Origin of the sequence: Pseudonocardia acidicola, from assembly GCF_012911935.1 — a bacterium.
Classification (GTDB): Bacteria; Actinomycetota; Actinomycetes; order Mycobacteriales; family Pseudonocardiaceae; genus Pseudonocardia; species Pseudonocardia acidicola.
In genome coordinates, this window is sequence record NZ_JAAXLA010000032.1 from 56,942 (window position 1) to 72,687 (window position 15,746).

16 protein-coding genes are annotated in these 15,746 nt (G+C 73.0%); 7 read left to right on the forward strand and 9 right to left on the reverse strand.

The window, feature by feature from the left end:
- The first annotated feature begins 147 nt into the window (after positions 1–147).
- From HF526_RS17940 to HF526_RS17950, 3 genes are all read left to right on the forward strand, one after another.
- Positions 148–1,113: a CapA family protein gene (locus HF526_RS17940; protein WP_169382615.1), complete on the forward strand. Its 966-nt coding sequence runs from the start codon at positions 148–150 to the stop codon at positions 1,111–1,113.
- A gap of 103 nt (positions 1,114–1,216) precedes the next feature.
- Positions 1,217–1,585: a proteasome activator gene (locus HF526_RS17945; protein ID WP_169382616.1), complete on the forward strand. Its 369-nt coding sequence runs from the start codon at positions 1,217–1,219 to the stop codon at positions 1,583–1,585.
- A 48-nt stretch (positions 1,586–1,633) separates the two neighbouring features.
- Positions 1,634–4,432, forward strand: coding sequence for an AMP-binding protein (locus tag HF526_RS17950; protein WP_169382617.1), 2,799 nt, complete (start codon positions 1,634–1,636; stop codon positions 4,430–4,432).
- A gap of 44 nt (positions 4,433–4,476) precedes the next feature.
- Here the strand turns inward: HF526_RS17950 and HF526_RS17955 are convergent, their stop codons facing one another.
- The 6 genes from HF526_RS17955 to HF526_RS17980 form a co-directional block, all read right to left on the reverse strand.
- The gene (locus tag HF526_RS17955) at positions 4,477–5,397 is read right to left on the reverse strand and encodes a universal stress protein (RefSeq protein ID WP_169382618.1); all 921 of its coding nucleotides are present in this window, start codon (positions 5,395–5,397) and stop codon (positions 4,477–4,479) included.
- 48 nt (positions 5,398–5,445) lie between these two features.
- Positions 5,446–6,024: a PspA-associated protein PspAB gene (pspAB, locus tag HF526_RS17960; RefSeq protein WP_169382619.1), complete on the reverse strand. Its 579-nt coding sequence runs from the start codon at positions 6,022–6,024 to the stop codon at positions 5,446–5,448.
- A gap of 3 nt (positions 6,025–6,027) precedes the next feature.
- The gene (gene htpX, locus HF526_RS17965; protein ID WP_169382620.1) at positions 6,028–6,942 is read right to left on the reverse strand and encodes a zinc metalloprotease HtpX; all 915 of its coding nucleotides are present in this window, start codon (positions 6,940–6,942) and stop codon (positions 6,028–6,030) included.
- A gap of 8 nt (positions 6,943–6,950) precedes the next feature.
- Entirely contained in the window at positions 6,951–7,229 is a 279-nt protein-coding gene (gene pspAA, locus HF526_RS17970) for a PspA-associated protein PspAA (RefSeq protein WP_169382621.1), read from the reverse strand.
- Complete coding sequence (locus HF526_RS17975; RefSeq protein ID WP_169382622.1) at positions 7,226–8,008, reverse strand: PspA/IM30 family protein; 783 nt, start codon at positions 8,006–8,008, stop codon at positions 7,226–7,228. Before HF526_RS17975 ends, pspAA begins: the two co-directional genes overlap by 4 nt.
- A 268-nt stretch (positions 8,009–8,276) precedes the next feature.
- The gene (locus HF526_RS17980; RefSeq protein WP_169382624.1) at positions 8,277–9,671 is read right to left on the reverse strand and encodes an RNA polymerase sigma factor; all 1,395 of its coding nucleotides are present in this window, start codon (positions 9,669–9,671) and stop codon (positions 8,277–8,279) included.
- Positions 9,672–10,016: 345 nt separating this feature from the next.
- Here HF526_RS17980 and HF526_RS17985 point away from each other — a divergent pair, with 345 nt between their 5' ends.
- Positions 10,017–10,853 carry an inositol monophosphatase family protein gene (locus HF526_RS17985; RefSeq protein ID WP_169382625.1) on the forward strand — a complete coding sequence of 279 codons (837 nt, stop codon included), beginning with the start codon at positions 10,017–10,019 and terminating at the stop codon, positions 10,851–10,853.
- A 10-nt stretch (positions 10,854–10,863) separates the two neighbouring features.
- Here the strand turns inward: HF526_RS17985 and cei are convergent, their stop codons facing one another.
- Both cei and HF526_RS17995 read right to left on the reverse strand, forming a co-directional pair.
- Positions 10,864–11,514 carry an envelope integrity protein Cei gene (gene cei, locus HF526_RS17990; RefSeq protein WP_275404071.1) on the reverse strand — a complete coding sequence of 217 codons (651 nt, stop codon included), beginning with the start codon at positions 11,512–11,514 and terminating at the stop codon, positions 10,864–10,866.
- Positions 11,514–12,617, reverse strand: a complete 1,104-nt coding sequence (locus HF526_RS17995; RefSeq protein ID WP_169382627.1) for a phosphotransferase — start codon at positions 12,615–12,617, stop codon at positions 11,514–11,516. The genes cei and HF526_RS17995 overlap by 1 nt, the downstream gene beginning before the upstream one ends.
- Positions 12,618–12,945: 328 nt before the next feature.
- Here HF526_RS17995 and HF526_RS18000 point away from each other — a divergent pair, with 328 nt between their 5' ends.
- Positions 12,946–13,248, forward strand: a complete 303-nt coding sequence (locus tag HF526_RS18000) for a DUF4193 domain-containing protein (RefSeq protein WP_169382628.1) — start codon at positions 12,946–12,948, stop codon at positions 13,246–13,248.
- Between the two features lie 79 nt (positions 13,249–13,327).
- On the opposite strand, the gene HF526_RS18005 is transcribed toward HF526_RS18000, so the two are convergent.
- On the reverse strand, positions 13,328–13,807 hold the full coding sequence (locus HF526_RS18005; RefSeq protein WP_169382629.1) for a DUF3093 family protein: 480 nt from the start codon (positions 13,805–13,807) through the stop codon (positions 13,328–13,330).
- A gap of 95 nt (positions 13,808–13,902) precedes the next feature.
- Between HF526_RS18005 and dut the strand changes: the two genes are divergently transcribed.
- Together dut and HF526_RS18015 are read left to right on the forward strand one after the other, a co-directional pair.
- Positions 13,903–14,364, forward strand: coding sequence for a dUTP diphosphatase (dut, locus tag HF526_RS18010; protein ID WP_169382645.1), 462 nt, complete (start codon positions 13,903–13,905; stop codon positions 14,362–14,364).
- The coding region (locus HF526_RS18015; RefSeq protein WP_169382630.1) for a DUF3710 domain-containing protein at positions 14,364–15,746 on the forward strand (1,383 nt) is incomplete at its 3' end. The genes dut and HF526_RS18015, both read left to right, overlap by 1 nt.

Below are 15,746 nucleotides of genomic sequence, written 5' to 3' on the forward strand. Positions count from 1 at the left end.
TTCCGCGGTCCGTGTCCTGGCGCAGCGTGAACGCCGGCGTGCGAGAGGTAGCGGCATGCCGTTCGCGGATCGTGTCGCCGGGTAGCGCCCGGGGAGCGGCCGCGGTGCGGCAGTGTCGCGGTACGGCTGTGTCATGAAGGCAGTGCCATGAAACTGGCGTTGGCCGGTGAGACCGTGCTGGGTGGCAGGGCAGGGGAGCGGCTCGCGGCGCGGGCTCCCTCCGCTCTGATCGCCGAGGAGGTCGTCGCGATCGCCCGCGAGGCCGACCTCCTGCTGCTGAGCCTGGGTTGTGCCATCTCCGGGCACGGCAGACCGAGGTCCGACGCGCAGGCGCCGTTCCTGTTCTGCGCGCCGCCCGCCGCCGCCGAGGTGCTGAGCTACCTGGGCGTGGACTGCGTGACGCTGGCCAGCAAGCACATGCTCGACTTCGGTGTCGACGCCTTGCTCGACACCTTCCGCTACCTCGAGGCCGCCGGGATCCCGTGGGTGGGGGCGGGAGCGGACGGCGCGGCCGCGTGGTCGCCGCTGATGCTGGAACGGGGCGGGGTCAGCGTGGGTGTCGTCGCGGTGACCGACGAGCCGGCGCAGGGTGCGGCAGGGCCGCACCGGCCGGGCGTCGCCTTCGCCGACCTGGTCGACGGGCCGCCCGCGGAGCTGCTCAAGATCGTCGGTGAGATCAGCGCGGATGTGGTCGTGGTGGCGCCGCGCTGGGGCCCGAGCTTCGTGACCGCACCGGTCCCACACGTGCAGCGGGCTGCTGCGGCGTTCCGCGAGGCGGGGGCCGGGCTGGTGGCCGGCTGTTCCGCCCATTCGGTCCACGGCGTGGGTGACGGGATCCTCTACAGCCTGGGTGACTTCCTCCGTGTCGCGGTCACCGACCCCGAGGCGTCGAACGACCTCGGGCTGCTGTTCCTGGTCACGGTGGACGAGGGCCGGCCCACGCGCCTGGAGGCGGTCCCGCTGGCACTCGACCATTGCCATACGCGCCTCGCCGATCCGGTGGAGACGGCCTGGAGCGCCCGGCTGTTCCGTTCTGCGTGTGCGGCGCTCGGTACCACGGTCGGGCTGGGCGGCGGTCGCCTCGTCGTCGAGTGGGATCGCGGCGACGGCTGACGCAGGCCGTCGGCGTCCGCTGCCGGGCGGGCGCGCTCGGCCCGTCGACGGGGGACCTTCGCCTCCTGCTCCTGGGCGGAGTGGTGCTCCTAGCGTCGCTGTCATGAGCAGTACCGACCTCGACAGCGCGCAACCGGCCGCGCTTCCCGACCCCGCCAAGCTGCTGCGGCTGGGCAGCATGATCAAGCAACTGCTCGAGGAGACGCGCGCGATGCCGCTGGACGCCCGCAGTCGTGAGCGGCTGACCGCGACCTACGACCGTGCGGTGGCTGAGCTGGAGGCGTGCCTGCCCGCCGTGTTGCGGGCCGAGTTCACCCGCGTCGCGCCGGCCCTGCACACCGGTGCGGCGGTGTCCGACGCCGAGTTGCGCATCGCGCAGGCCCAGCTCATCGGCTGGCTGGAGGGGCTGTTCCAGGGGGTGCAGTTCGCGGCGGCGGTGCGGCAGGTCAGGGCGGACCGGGCGCGCGGGTGACCGCGGCCCGGTGCCGGACCGATCGTCTCGACCACCTGGAGGAGCGAGATGGCGGGGACCGAGCTCGCGGCGGTCTCGGATGACGAGGCCCTGCTGCTCGCCGTCCTGCGGGAGTTCGTGGCCGAGCGCCACACCCTCGAACGCGCCGCGTCCGCAACCCTCGACAGCGCCCTGGACCGGGATCTCGGGCTGGACAGCCTCGCCGTCGCCGAGCTTCTCGCCCGCATCGAGGACACGTTCGGCGTCAGCCTGGAGCGTGGCGTGCTGGCCACCGCCACGGTGCCCCGCGACGTCCTCGCCGCCGTACGGCGGGCGCCGCGGCGGGAACCGCGCCAGACCCGGGTGCGGCACAACGTTCCCGAACGCGTCCACCGGATCCCGGACGAGATCGCGACCCTCACCGAGGCGCTGTGCTGGCATGCCCGCACCCACCCCGACCGGGTCCACCTACGCCTGCTCGGTGACGAGACCGAGGAACCGGTCAGTTACGGCGATCTGCGCCGCGATGCGGGCACGGTGGCCGCCGGGCTGCTCGCCCGCGACCTGCGTCCCGGCGACGCGGTCGCCGTCATGCTCCCCACCGGGCGCGACTACTTCGCCGGCTTCACCGGAATACTGCTGGCCGGGGGCGTCCCGGTGCCGATCTACCCACCGGCGCGGCCGTCCCAGCTCGCGGAGCACCTTCGCCGTCAGGCACGCATCCTCGACAACGCCCGCGCCCGCCTGCTCATCACCGATCCCGAGGCGGCTCTGCCGGCCCGGCTGCTGCGCGGTCACGTCGAGTCGGTGCGCCACGTCCTGACCCCTGCCGAGCTGAGCGGCCACGGCGAAACGCGCGTCGTCCGCCGCAGCGCCGCCGACACCGCCCTGCTGCAGTACACCTCGGGCAGCACCGGGGACCCCAAGGGCGTCGTGCTGACCCACGCCAACCTGCTGGCCAACATCAGGGCGATGGGCAAGGCCGCCCAGGTCTGCGCGTCCGACGTCTTCGTCAGCTGGCTTCCCCTCTACCACGACATGGGCCTGATCGGCGCCTGGCTGTCCAGCCTGTATTTCGGGCTGCCGCTGGCGGTGATGTCGCCGGTGGCCTTCCTCAGCCGGCCGTCGCGGTGGCTGTGGGCCGTCCACACCCACCGCGGCACGCTGTCCGCGGCGCCGAACTTCGCCTACGAGCTGTGCCTGCGCAAGATCGGCGACGCCGAGGTGGAGGGACTCGATCTCAGCTCGTTGCGCATGGCGTTCAACGGTGCCGAGCCGGTGAACGCGACCACCGTCGCACGCTTCGCCGAGCGGTTCGGCCGCTACGGGCTGCGTCGCGGCGCGCTGGCGCCCGTCTACGGGCTCGCCGAGGCCTGCGTCGGCCTCACCTTCCCGCCGGTCGGCCGCCAGCCGATCGTGGACCGGGTGGCGCGGGAGGAGTTCCTGCGCACCGGGCGCGCCACCCCGGCCGCGGACGACGACCCGGACCCGCTGCGGTTCGTGGCGTGCGGCCGGCCGATCCCGGGCCACGAGATCCGGGTGGTCGACGCCGCCACCAACGAACTGGGCGACCGGCGCGAGGGCCGGATCGAGTTCCGCGGTCCCTCCGCCACCGCCGGATACTTCCGCAACCCGCAGGCGACCCGGGCGCTCACCCGGCACGGCTGGATCGACACGGGTGATCTCGGGTACCTCGACGGCGGCGAGCTGTACGTCACCGGCCGCGTCAAGGATCTGATCATCCGGGCCGGCCGCAACCTGCACCCCGACGAGCTCGAACACGCGGTGGGCGAGATCCCGGGGGTCCGCAAGGGCTGCGTCGCGGTCTTCGCCACCCCCGGGCAGGCCGGGGGCACCGAACGCCTGGTGGTCCTGGCCGAGACGCGCCAGACCGACGCCGCGGCGCTCGCCGCGATGCGTGCCCGGATCATCGCGGTCACCGTCGACCTGCTCGGCACACCAGCGGACGACGTCGTGCTCGTCGGGCCGGGGGTGGTCCCGAAGACCTCCAGCGGCAAGATCCGGCGAGCGGCCAGCCGGGAACGCTACGAACGGGGCGAACTCGGGGCTTCCCACCGCCCGGTGTGGTGGCAGCTGGCCCGGTTCGCCGCGCGGGCGGTGCTGCCCCGGCTGCGCCGCGTCGGCCGGATCGGCTCGACCGTGGCGTTCGCCGCGTGGTGCTGGTCGCTGCTGGTAGCGGTGGGCCTTCCGACGCTGATCGCCATGGCGCTGCTTCCCGGCCTCGCCGCCCGCCAGACCGTCACCCGGCGGGCGGCCCGCAGCCTGGCCCGGCTGACCGGCACCCGGATCACCGCGACCGGTGCCGATCGCCTCGCGCAGCTTCCGGCCTGCGTCGTGGTCGCCAACCACGCCAGCTACCTCGACGGCATCGCGATGGCCGCCGCCCTGCCCGGCCGCTACACGTTCGTGGCGGGCGAGGTGTTCGCGACCAAGCCGCTGATCGGGTTCCTGCTACGGCGCATCGGCACCCGGTTCGTCGAGCGGGCCGTCCGGGAACAGGCTCTGGCCGATACCCAGCGCCTCGCCGACGCCGCCCGCGGCGGCGAGCGGCTCGTGCTGTTCCCCGAGGGCAGCCTCTCGCCGGTATCGGGCCTGCGCCCGTTCCACACCGGTGCATTCGTGATCGCCGCGAGCGCGGGGCTCCCGGTCGTGCCGGTCGCGATCTCGGGCACCCGCGCGATGATGTGGCCCGATCACGGTGCGATCATCCGCCGGGGTGCCGTCCACCTGGCCGTCGGTGAGCCGATCACTGCGACCGACGGGGGCTGGGACGCCGCCGTCGCGGTGGAACGCACGGCGCGATCCGTGATCGCCGAGCATTGCGGCGAGCCCGACCTGGGCCGGTGACAGCCAGGCCCGGCATGTCCGTGCCGGTCACCGCCGCGGCGTCGTCAGCGCACCACGGCGACCGGGCAGCGGGCGTGGTGCAGCATCGACTGGCTCACCGAGCCGAGCAGCAGCCCGGTGAACTCCCCGCGACCGCGCGAACCGACCACGACCAGGGCCGCGTGCTCGGAGGCGTCCGCGAGCATCCGGGCCGGATGGAGGGGGATCGCCTCGCGGGTGATCTCCACCTCCGGATACTCGGACGCCCATTGCGCGAGCGCGTCGTCGAGCAGCCGATTCCCGGCCGCGATGCGGTCGAGCGTCTTCGACCAGGCCGGGGATCCGGTGCCGGTCGTCGCGACGCTGTGGTCGCGCCAGCCGTGCAGCGCGACCAGCGGAGCGCCGTCATGGGCGGCGGTCTCGATGGCGAAGCCGATCGCCTCGTTGCTTCCGGGAGAGCCGTCGACACCGACCACGATGCGGCGCTGCTGGGGATCAGCGGGTTCCCGCACCACGACGACGGGGCATTCGGCGTGCTGGCTCACGTGCTGGGTCACCGAGCCGATCAGCAGCCCGAACACCGCGCCGTGCCCCCGGGAGCCGACGACGACCATGCCGGCCCGCCGGCTCGCCGCGATCAGTGCCGCGGCCGCGGACTGCTCGACGAGTTCGGTGCTCATCGGGATGGCTCCGGCCCACCCCGCCCGGGTCTGCGCGCTAGCGAGCAGATGCTCGGCGTTGTCCCGCAGCTGCCGGTATTCGTCCGGCGTCGGCGGGAACTCGGTGAACCCGGTGAACACCGCGTGCACCAGATGCAGCGGCGCCTTCCGGCGGACTGCTGCCGCGGCAGCCCAGTCCAGCGCCCGCCGGCCCTCCGAGCTCGCGTCGACGCCGACGACGATCGCACCGCGCGGTGTGTCCATTGCCGCCCCTTGTCCTTGCTGCTCCTCGTCCTCGTCCTGGCCCAGACCACGGTCCGCGGCCACCCGCGGGTGTTCCTCGGTGCCGCCGGCGTACGCGGCGCGCCGCCTGGTTCAGGGCACGGGGGCGTCCCAGATCGGGAACCATCGCCCCAGTTCGGGTTCGATCGGAAGCTCGCCGCCGAGGGCGGCGCGGACCTGCAGCTCCAGCGCGGTGTCCCGAGTCTGGGCACCGGCGGGCGCGAACGGGTAGACCGAACCGCGTTTGAACAGGTACACCAGCCCGACCCGGCGCGGGCGTTCGGCGGCGGAGGTGTGGAACCCGACGACGGTGCACAGCAGGAAGGGGCCGAAGCCGGCGTCCACGAGGGTGGTGTTGATCGCGTGCAGGCCGGTCACCAGCGCCGCGAGGTCCACGGGAGATTGTGCGCAGGTGACCCAGGTGAAGCCGAACTCGTCGCGGCTGATCGAGACCTCCAGCGTCGGGTCGAGGTCCAGCAGCGCGCGGATGTCGCTCTGCGACTGTGCCGCTGCCGCGCCCTCCGCGGGCTTGAAACAGACCGCACCCACCCCGGTGGGAGCAAGGTCGAGTGCGGCCTGGAGCGTGTAGGCGGCCGACGGGATCGCGAAGAGAACGTCGAGATTGGGCTCGACGGGTTTCGTGCGGCCCAGCAGCGTGTCGAGGAATCCCACCGTTCAGCTCACCTCGCCCAACTCGGTGGACAGACGGGCCAGCTGGTCCAGCCGTTGCTGCAGCGTGGGGTGGGTCGACATCAGGCTGGACAGGCTCACCCCGCGGCCCAGCGCGGGCGCGAAGAAGAACGCGTTGAACGCCTCGGCCGTCCGCAGGTCGCGGGTGGGGATCGCGGCGATGTCACCGCTCACCTTGGTCAGCGCCGACGCGAGCGCGGAAGGGTGGCCGGTGAGGATGGCGCCGGCCCGATCAGCAGCCAGCTCCCGGTAGCGCGACAGCGCCCGGATGAGCAGGAAACTGATCGCGTACACCGCGGCGGAGACCGCCAGCACCAGCAGGATCAGCAGGAACGCCTCCTGACCGTCGCGGCCACGACGGTCCCCCGAGCCGAACACGGTCGAGTAGAACGCGAAACGAGCGATGAGGCCGGCGATGACCCCGAGGAAGGAGGCGACCGTCATGACGACCACATCGCGGTGTGCGACGTGGGACAGCTCGTGCGCGAGCACGCCCTCCAGCTCCTCGGTGTCCAGCCTGCGCATCAGCCCGGTGGTCACGCACAGCACGGCCCGGTCGGTGCTGCGGCCGGTGGCGAACGCGTTGGGCAATCCGGTGTCGGCGACCGCGACCCGGGGCTTGGGCATGTCCGCGGTCGCGCACAACCGGTCGACGATCCCGTGCAGGCGTGGTTCCTGCTCCGCGGTGACGATGCGCGCCTGCATCGCGTAGAGGGCGATCCGATCGGAGAACCAGAACTGCGCCAGCAACAGGCCGCCCGCGATGAGCACCACGACCACCACCGACTTGATCAGCGCGATCAGCGCCGCGATGAACGCGACGTACACCAGACCGAGCAGGAACGTGGTGATCAGCATGCGGGTGGTGAGCTGGCGGTCGGGGCGGAATCGCGAGCGCATGACGTGGCTCATCCCGGGATCGGCCCGTCGTCGCCGAGCAGGGCGCGAACCTGGGCCAGGTCGCTGTCGGCGGCGGGCAGGACGAGCTCGGAGGCGACGAGTTCGCTGTCGGTGAGTGGGGTGCCCAGCCGACGCACGGTGGCCAGCAGCTCGCGCAGCGTCGGTCCGAAGACCGTGCTGTCGCCGGACTCGAACGCGGCCAGGAGCCGGTCGTCCAGGCTGTTGAGCTCGCCGGATCCGGAATCGGCCACCTCGAACTGGCCCTCGCCGAGGATGCGGATGATCACGACTGTCTCCCCGGCTCCTCCGGGGCACCCGCGGCGCTGCCGTCACCGCCCGTCTCGAGTGCGGCCGGTGCGGTGCTGGCCGAGGCCTTCAACCGGGCGAGCTCGTGGTCGACGTCGATGCCTCGTCCCGAGGCGGCGTCGAGGGCGGCCTGGATGTCGTCGCGCCGCCCCAGCGGCAGCGACGCGTCGTCCAACGCGCCGGAGATCAGCAGCTCGTTCAGTGCTTGAGCGCGGGCCTGCATCTGCTCGGTCCTGTCCTCGGCACGCTGCATCGCCAGGCCGACGTCACCCATCTCCTCGGAGATCCCTGCGACGGCTTCGCTGATGCGGGTCTGCGCCTCGGCGGCGGTGTAGGTGGCCTTGATGGTCTCCTTGCGGGTCCGGAACGCCTCCACCTTCGCCTGCAGGCGTTGCTGGGCGACGGCGAGCTTGTCCTCCTCGGCCTTCAACGCGTCCCGTTGCGGTTGCAGCTCCCGGATCTGGGCCAGCGCCGCAGCCCGCCGGGTCAGGGCCTCCCGGGCCAGCTCGTCCTGGCCGGTCCGCACCGCCTCGGCCGCCTGGCCCTGCAGTCGCTCGGCGGACTGCTGCAACTGGGCGGCCTGCAGCTCCAGCCGCTTACGGCTGGTCGTTACATCGGCCAAGCCCCGGCGCACCTTCGCCAGCATCTCGTTCTGGCGTTGGTAGGAGTAGTCCAGCACCTCGCGCGGGTCCTCCGCGTCATCGAGAGCGTTGTTCGCCTTGACCCGGAACAACAAGGCCAGGCGTCGAGCGATACTCACCGTCGCCTCATCCTCCCTCCGGCCGACCGCGCCGGCCCGGGCGATCACGCCACGCTCGGCCGCCGTCCCCGGCTGCTGTCGCGTCGACTCTCCGCTGCGACAGCTGTGGGGAGGGAGGGCCCTTGGGGTTCACCAGGAGAGGCAGAAGGTCCCTCGGCGCATCCGCGGCTGCGCGTGGTGTCGGCACAGCGGACCGAGAGCCGCGCACCGCAAGAAAAAGGCCTCTGACCCGGATCTCCCGGGTCAGAGGCCTTGATCTCGGTCTGTCTCAGTCCAGGTAGTCGCGCAGCACCTGCGAGCGCGACGGGTGCCGCAGCTTGGACATGGTCTTGGACTCGATCTGCCGGATCCGCTCCCGGGTGACCCCGTAGACCTGGCCGATCTCGTCCAGCGTCCGGGGCTGACCGTCGGTCAGGCCGAAGCGCAGCCGGACGACCCCCGCCTCGCGCTCGGACAACGTCGCGAGCACCGACTGCAGCTGGTCCTGCAGCAGGGTGAAGCTGACCGCGTCGACGGCCACCACGGCCTCGGAGTCCTCGATGAAGTCACCGAGCTGCGAGTCGCCCTCGTCGCCGATGGTCTGGTCGAGCGAGATGGGCTCCCGGGCGTACTGCTGGATCTCCAGCACCTTCTCCGGGGTGATGTCCATCTCCTTGGCCAGCTCCTCCGGGGTGGGCTCGCGGCCCAGGTCCTGGAGCAGCTCGCGCTGGATGCGGCCGAGCTTGTTGATGACCTCGACCATGTGCACCGGGATCCGGATGGTGCGGGCCTGGTCGGCCATCGCGCGGGTGATGGCCTGGCGGATCCACCACGTCGCGTAGGTGGAGAACTTGTAGCCCTTGGTGTAGTCGAACTTCTCGACCGCACGGATCAGGCCCAGGTTGCCCTCCTGGATCAGGTCCAGGAATGCCATGCCGCGGCCGGTGTAGCGCTTGGCCAGCGACACCACGAGGCGGAGGTTGGCCTCCAGCAGGTGGTTCTTGGCGCGCTCGCCGTCGCGGACGATCCAGCGCAGATCCCGGCGCAGCTGCGGGGAGACCTTCTCACCGGTGTCGATGGCCCGGCGCAGCCGCTCGGCGGCGTAGAGGCCGGCCTCGATGCGCTTGGCGAGCTCGACCTCCTCCTCCGCGTTGAGCAGCGCGACCTTGCCGATCTGCTTGAGGTACGCGCGGACCGAGTCGGCCGAGGCGGTGAGCTCGGCGTCCTTGCGGGCCTGCCGCAGCGCCTCCGACTCCTCCTCGTCCCAGACGAAGTCGCCGGACTGCTTCTGCTGCGAGCTCCGGGTCGTGGGCGCACGGCGGTTCGCGCCGGTGTTGGTCTCCGGCTCGTCGTCGTCCTCTTCGTCCTCGTCGTCGCTGTCGTCAGCGTCGTCGGATCCCTCGAGTTCGGTGTCGTCGAGGTCGACGTCGACGTCCTCGAGGTCACCGACCTCCGGCGAGCCTTCGAGGTCGACGTCGTCGAGATCGGTCTGCTCGTCGGCGCCCGCGGCAGACGTGGCCGCCTTCTTCGCCGGGGACTTCGCCCCCGCGCGGGACCGCGGCGCCGTCTTGGACGCGGTCTTGGCGGCCGTGCCCGCAGCTCTGCGGGTACGGCGTGCGGGCGCCGGGCTCGTCGTCGGGTCGACGGACGAATCGGTGCGGGTTGCGGAGTCTGCGGCTGCCACCTAGGCCCTCTCGCTGCTTGCGCTCTGCGGTTCACCGGGACGCGGAATGATCCGGCTACCTTCGAGATGTGTCGGGTACCTCGCCGCGCCGGTCACCTTGTTTCGTCCTGGTCGGTGGCCCTTCCGGGGCGGGGTACCGCGTCATTGTAACTGCGTGTGCTCCGCGTGTTCGCATGTCGCGTCTATCGCGCGCCGGTGTGATGCGCCCGGCGGCGTCACAGCGCCGACCAGCGGATGCGCACACGACAAGTAGTTGAACAGTCGATCATCGGTCGGCTGACTTTTTCCCGCCCTCACGCAGGAATGCGTCGATCGGGCTGGTCGGGCGTGTGGTCGGATGGCCCCATGGACGCCGACCGGGACGACCCCGCCACCCTCCGCCGGATCGCCGAGCAGGTCGCCACCGAGGCCGCCGACTACCTCCGCGGACTACCGTCGCCGCGCGACGCCGCAGGTGGGGTGCGCACGAAGAGCTCGCCGACGGACGTGGTCACCGCCGCGGACACCGCCGTCGAGGCGCTGCTGCGCGACCGGCTGGCCGAGCTGCGCCCCGGCGAGCCGGTGTTCGGTGAGGAACGCGGCGGCGTCGAGGACCCGGCCGCGCAGGCCCGCTGGGTGGTCGACCCCATCGACGGCACCGTCAACTACCTCTACGGCCTGCCCTGGTACGCGGTGTCGGTGGCGGCGGTGCGCGACGGGGAATCGGTGGCCGGGGCCGTCGTCGAACCGGCCTCCGGGCGGGTCTGGACCGCGGCGGCCGGGGCCGGGGCGACCTGCGACGGACGCCCGCTGCGGGTGACCGACGCGGATGACCTGGGCCAGTCCCTGGTCGGCACCGGGTTCGCCTACGGCGCCGAGCGCCGGGCCCGGCAGGCCCGGCTGGTCGCCGGGATGCTGCCGGTGGTCCGCGACATCCGGCGGGCCGGATCGTCGGCGCTCGACGTGTGCTCGGTGGCCGCCGGTCGGCTCGACGGGTACCTCGAGCACGGGCTCAACTGGTGGGACTGGGCCGCCGCCGGGCTCATCGCCCGGGAGGCCGGCGCCGTGGTGCGGGTTCCCGGCCCGACCGGCGCCGTCGCCCCCGACGACGGGCTGGGCGCGGATGTGACCCTGGTCGCGGCGCCCGGTATCGCCGCCGGGCTCGCCGCGCTGGCCCGAGAACTCGGCTCCGCCGGGATCTGACGCGCGGGCCTCAGCAGGACGTGTTGCGCGCGTTGTCCAGCGTCGACGGATCGACCGCCGGGGCTGCGGGTGCGGCCTGGCCGTTGTCGGTGTTGGCCGCGGCCGGGTTCGCGAGCTGGTCGAGCACGTCGCGGACCGTCTTGCTCGGGTTGACGTCGGCGAACGCGGTCCCGACGGCGACGTCCACGGTGTTGTCCCCGCGGTCGTCACGGACCAGTTCCGTGCACGGCAGGACCAGGGCCAGGGTCGCGGCCGCGCCCTCGCCGCCCTGGCCGAAGCGCAGCTGACCCCGGCAGTTCAGGTTCCCGTTGGGGTAGAGCGGGTCGTTGCTCGGCGTCGCGGCCTCGGCGAACCCCAGGTCGCCGAGCTGGGCGGCGACCAGGTTGGCCTGCCCGCGCTGCCCACCGGCGTTGAGCACCCGCACCCGCACGGCGTTCGGCGGCACCGGCGTGACGGAGTTCAGCGCGTCGGACGCCAGTACCTCACCCGGGACCGACCCGGAGGGAGGAGGCGGGCACGACGCGGCGCCCGAACGGCCCGCGGCGTTGACCAGTACCACCGACCAGACCACCACGGAGATCACGAACAGCACCGATACCGTGACGATCATCGGCCGGCTCCGGCGACGCTGGTAGGGCCGGGGCACCCCACGCGGGCCCATCAGGCGACCCCGTGGTCGAGCACGTGGTGGCCGAGGGCCACCAGCGGGGCGACGGCGTTCTCGATCCCGTGCGCCATCTCCGCGGGCACCGACCCGGCCCGCACCCGCGCCAGGATGCCGGCCAGCACGACGGCCAGCTTGAACCCGCCGAACGCCACGTACCAGGGCAGCGGCTCCAGATCCAGCCCGGACTGCCGCCCGTAGGCCTCGGCCACCTCGGCGCGCAGCGGGAAACCGGCCAGCCGGGTCGGGCTGGGCAGGTGCTGCGCGGCGCGCCACACCGGCTTCTCGTCGGCCTGGTACCAGTAGACGAGCATGAGGCCCAGGTCGGCCATCGGGTCGCCGAGCGTCGACATCTCCCAGTCCAGGACGGCGAGGATGCGGCCGGGGTCGTCGCGGTCGAACACGCAGTTGTCGATGCGGTAGTCGCCGTGCACCACGGTGTTGCGCTGGGTGGCCGGGACCGAGCCGCCCAGCCGGTCGGACAGCCGGGTCAGCTCGCGCACCGTCTGCTCGTCGGTGCCGGTCTCGCCGTCGGCCCGGGCGGCATCCCACTGCTTGCCCCAGCGCCGGACCTGGCGGGCCATGAAGCCCTCGGGACGGCCGAAGTCGGCCAGCCCGACCGCGGCCGGATCGACGGCGTGCAGCGCCACCAGCACGTCGACCAGGGCCTGCCCCACCCGGGCCCGCTCGGCCTCGGTCGTGGCCCAGCCGTCCGGCAGGTCGCCCAACGGAACGATCCCGTCCACGAGCTCCATCACGAAGCACGGCGCGCCCACCGGCGGCCCGCCCGTGGAGCTCGCCAGCACCGTCGGCACGGGCACCGGGGTCGGGCCCAGCGCGGAGATCACCCGCTGCTCCCGGCCCATGTCGTGTGCGGTCGCCGCGACCTCGCCCACCGGCGGGCGGCGCAGCACGACCGCCCCGGCGGGGCTGTCGACCCGGTAGGTGAGGTTGGAACGGCCCGCCCCGACGGGGCTGAGCGTGGCCTGTCGCCATCGGTCATCGCCCAGTTCGGTTGCCAGCCAGGCGCCGACGGCGGCCGGATCGGCCCCCGGATGGCGATGGGACGTGCCGGGTTCGGGGACGGAGCTCACAGCCACGAGCGGCACTTTAGTGGTCGGTCGGTGCGCCGGTCCGCGAGGCGCGGCGCCGCGCGCCGTCCGAGGGGTGGATCACGCCTGGTCCAGGCCTGCAATCGGGTTTGCGAGGGCGCGCGGCGAGCCAGGACGGGCTGGGTTACCCTCTGCGCCCCGGGGGGTAGTCCGAAACGTCACGGGTCCGACTCCATGTCGAGGCCCGACAACAGGTCTGCGCTGAGACCGGCGTCACTCGGATGCCGGGCACAAACCCCGGAGCTGTGACGTTGTCCAGCGGCACGACGGACGACACGAGTGCGATAACACTGCATTGAGTGCGAGGGTGGGAACGATGGCGACCGACTACGACGCTCCGCGGCGCAATGAAGCCGACGACCTGGCGGAGGACTCGCTCGACGAGTTGAAGGCGCGTCGCAACGAGGCGCAGTCGTCTGTGGTCGATGTCGACGAGTCGGACACGGCGGAGAGCTTCGAGCTCCCCGGCGCCGACCTGTCGGGCGAGGAGCTGACCGTCAAGGTGCTGCCGAAGCAGGCCGACGAGTTCACCTGCGCCAGCTGCTTCCTGGTGCATCACCGCAGCCGACTGGCCGAGACTCACGGGGCGCAGTTCATCTGCCGCGACTGCGCGGCCTGAGCTGACCCCGAACGGCGCTCGTGGCGCTCCACACTGCTGGAGCGCCACGGGCGCCGCTGTGTTTCCACCGGCCCGCGGGCTACCGGCGCAGCGCCGCGAGCAGCCCCTCCGGGTCGCGGGTGCTGAAGATCCAGTACGGCGTGGGGTCGTCGGGGTCGAGCAGTTCGACGCGGACGACCGGGCCGACCCAGGCCCGGTGCATCAGGTACGCGCTCGGGTCCAGTTCCGGGCCGAGCGCGATCTGCTTGTCCTTCTTGGGGACGACCTCTGCGCGGCCCACGAACCGCAGCGGCACCCGGGCGCTGCCCACCTGCAGTTCGCCGCCGGCGGCGCGCACCCGGGTGCGGCCCAGCCAGACGAACGCGGCCACGAGCACCGGGATGGCGATCGCATAGCCGATCCAGGACCGCAGTCCCGGATATCCCATGTGCACCTCGGCGCCCAGGAGCACCCCTACGCCGATCACCGGCGGGTACCACCACCACGGGACGGACAACCGCTCATCGAACTCAGGACTGCCGGACGTCGCAGCCGGGGTGGTGGGTTGGTGCTGGTTCACGAGCACCGAGGGTAGCGTTGGGAGTCGTGCCCGGCCCCGTCGATGCTCCCCCGCACGAGCCGCCTGCCGAGCCGTTCGTCGATCGCCCCGTCGACGTGCTGCTCGCCCGGCTCGATCCGGACGTGCCCGTCCCCGTCTACGCGCACCCCGGCGACGCGGGCGCCGACCTCGTCACGACCAGCGACGTCACGCTGGAACCGGGGGAGCGGGCCGTCGTCGGCACCGGAGTCGCGATCGCGCTGCCGCCCGGGTTCGCCGGGTTCGTGCACCCGCGCTCCGGGCTGGCCGCCCGCGCCGGGCTCTCGGTCGTGAACACCCCCGGGACGATCGACGCCGGGTACCGCGGCGAGATCCGCGTCTGCCTGATCAACCACGACCCCCGGCACGCGCTGCGGCTGCGCCGCGGCGACCGGATCGCCCAGCTGGTCGTCCAGCGGGTGGAGCGGGCCCGATTCGTCGAGGTGGCAGAGCTGCCGGAGACCGAACGCGGGGCCGGCGGTTACGGGTCCACCGGCGGGCACGACCGTCTCGCCGAGCACTCGGGGGAGTCGCCGTAGTGGCCCGCAGTTACCGTGCCGAGGCCGACGACGTCGACGACGCCGACGACGCCGGAGACGACGGGGGCGCCACGCTCGCCGTGCAGCGCGACGCCATTCGTCCCGTTCCGGAATTCGGGCCGTTCGACATCGACGACCTGGACGATCTCGACGACGGCGACGATGCCGACCCCGGGGGTCGTGACGCCGCCGGCCGGCTCGACTTCGGGGCCGTCCGGCTGCCGGTGCCCGAGTACGGCACGGTCACCGTCGAACCGACGAACAACGGCCGCCTGCAGGCGGTGCACATCATGCTGCCGCAGGGCCGCCTGTCGGTCAGCGCGCTCGCCGCGCCGCGCTCGTCGGGCCTGTGGGACGAACTCGCCAAGGAGATCGAGGCGTCGCTGCGGGAGGGCGGTGCCCGGGTCCGGCTGTTCACCGGCGAGTGGGGCCGGGAGCTGCACGCCCAGTCGAACGGCGCGACGTCGGTGTTCATCGGGGTGGACGGCCCGCGCTGGATGCTCTACGGCGTCGCGACCGGGCCCGCGCAGGACGCCCCGACGCTCGATGGCGAGCTGCGCTGGATGCTCAAGGACACCGTCGTGGTGCGCGGGCGCTCGCCCTATCCACCGCGCACGGTGCTGCCGCTGTCGCTGCCGGAGCATCTCAAGGAGCAGCAGGAGGCCGCCGCCGCTGCCGCGGGGGCGGCTGCTTCGGAAGCCGCTGCTGCCACGCCGCCCGCGCCCGCGCCGGCGCCGGCTCGACCGGCCGAGCGCACGGATGCGGCCGCCGCGGCCGGCTCCACCCCCTCCGGTGGTCGTGCGCCGTTCCGGGATCTGCCGAGCCGCGCCGTGCCGTACCGGGCGATCCCGTACCAGCCGGGTGCGTACCCGGCCGCGGCGCACGGTGCCCCGGCGAACGGCATGCCCGTCAACGGCACCCCGGCGAACGGCACCCCGGCGAACGGCAGGCCGGTCAACGGCAGGCCGGTCAACGGTGCCCCGGTGAACGGGGCCGGAGTCAACGGCACCGGCTTCACCAGGCCCCCGGTCAACGGCACCGGCGCTTACCGTGCCCCGGCCGATGGCACCGGCGCTTACCGCGCCCCGGTCGACGGCACCGGCGCTTACCGCGCCCCGGTCGACGGCACCGGCGCTTACCGCGCCCCGGTCGACGGCACCGGCGCTTACCGCGCCCCGGTCGACGGCACCGGCTTCACCAGGCCCCCGGTCAACGGCACCGGGACCGGGACCTACCGGACGCCGGCCGACGGCACCGGCGTCAGCGGTACCGGCGTGCACGGGGTTCCGGTCGACCGGCCCGCGAGCAACAGGTTCCCGGTCGACGGCACCGGAGTCGACGGCACCGCGGCGAACGCCGCGCCGCCCGCCGCGCCCCCGGCC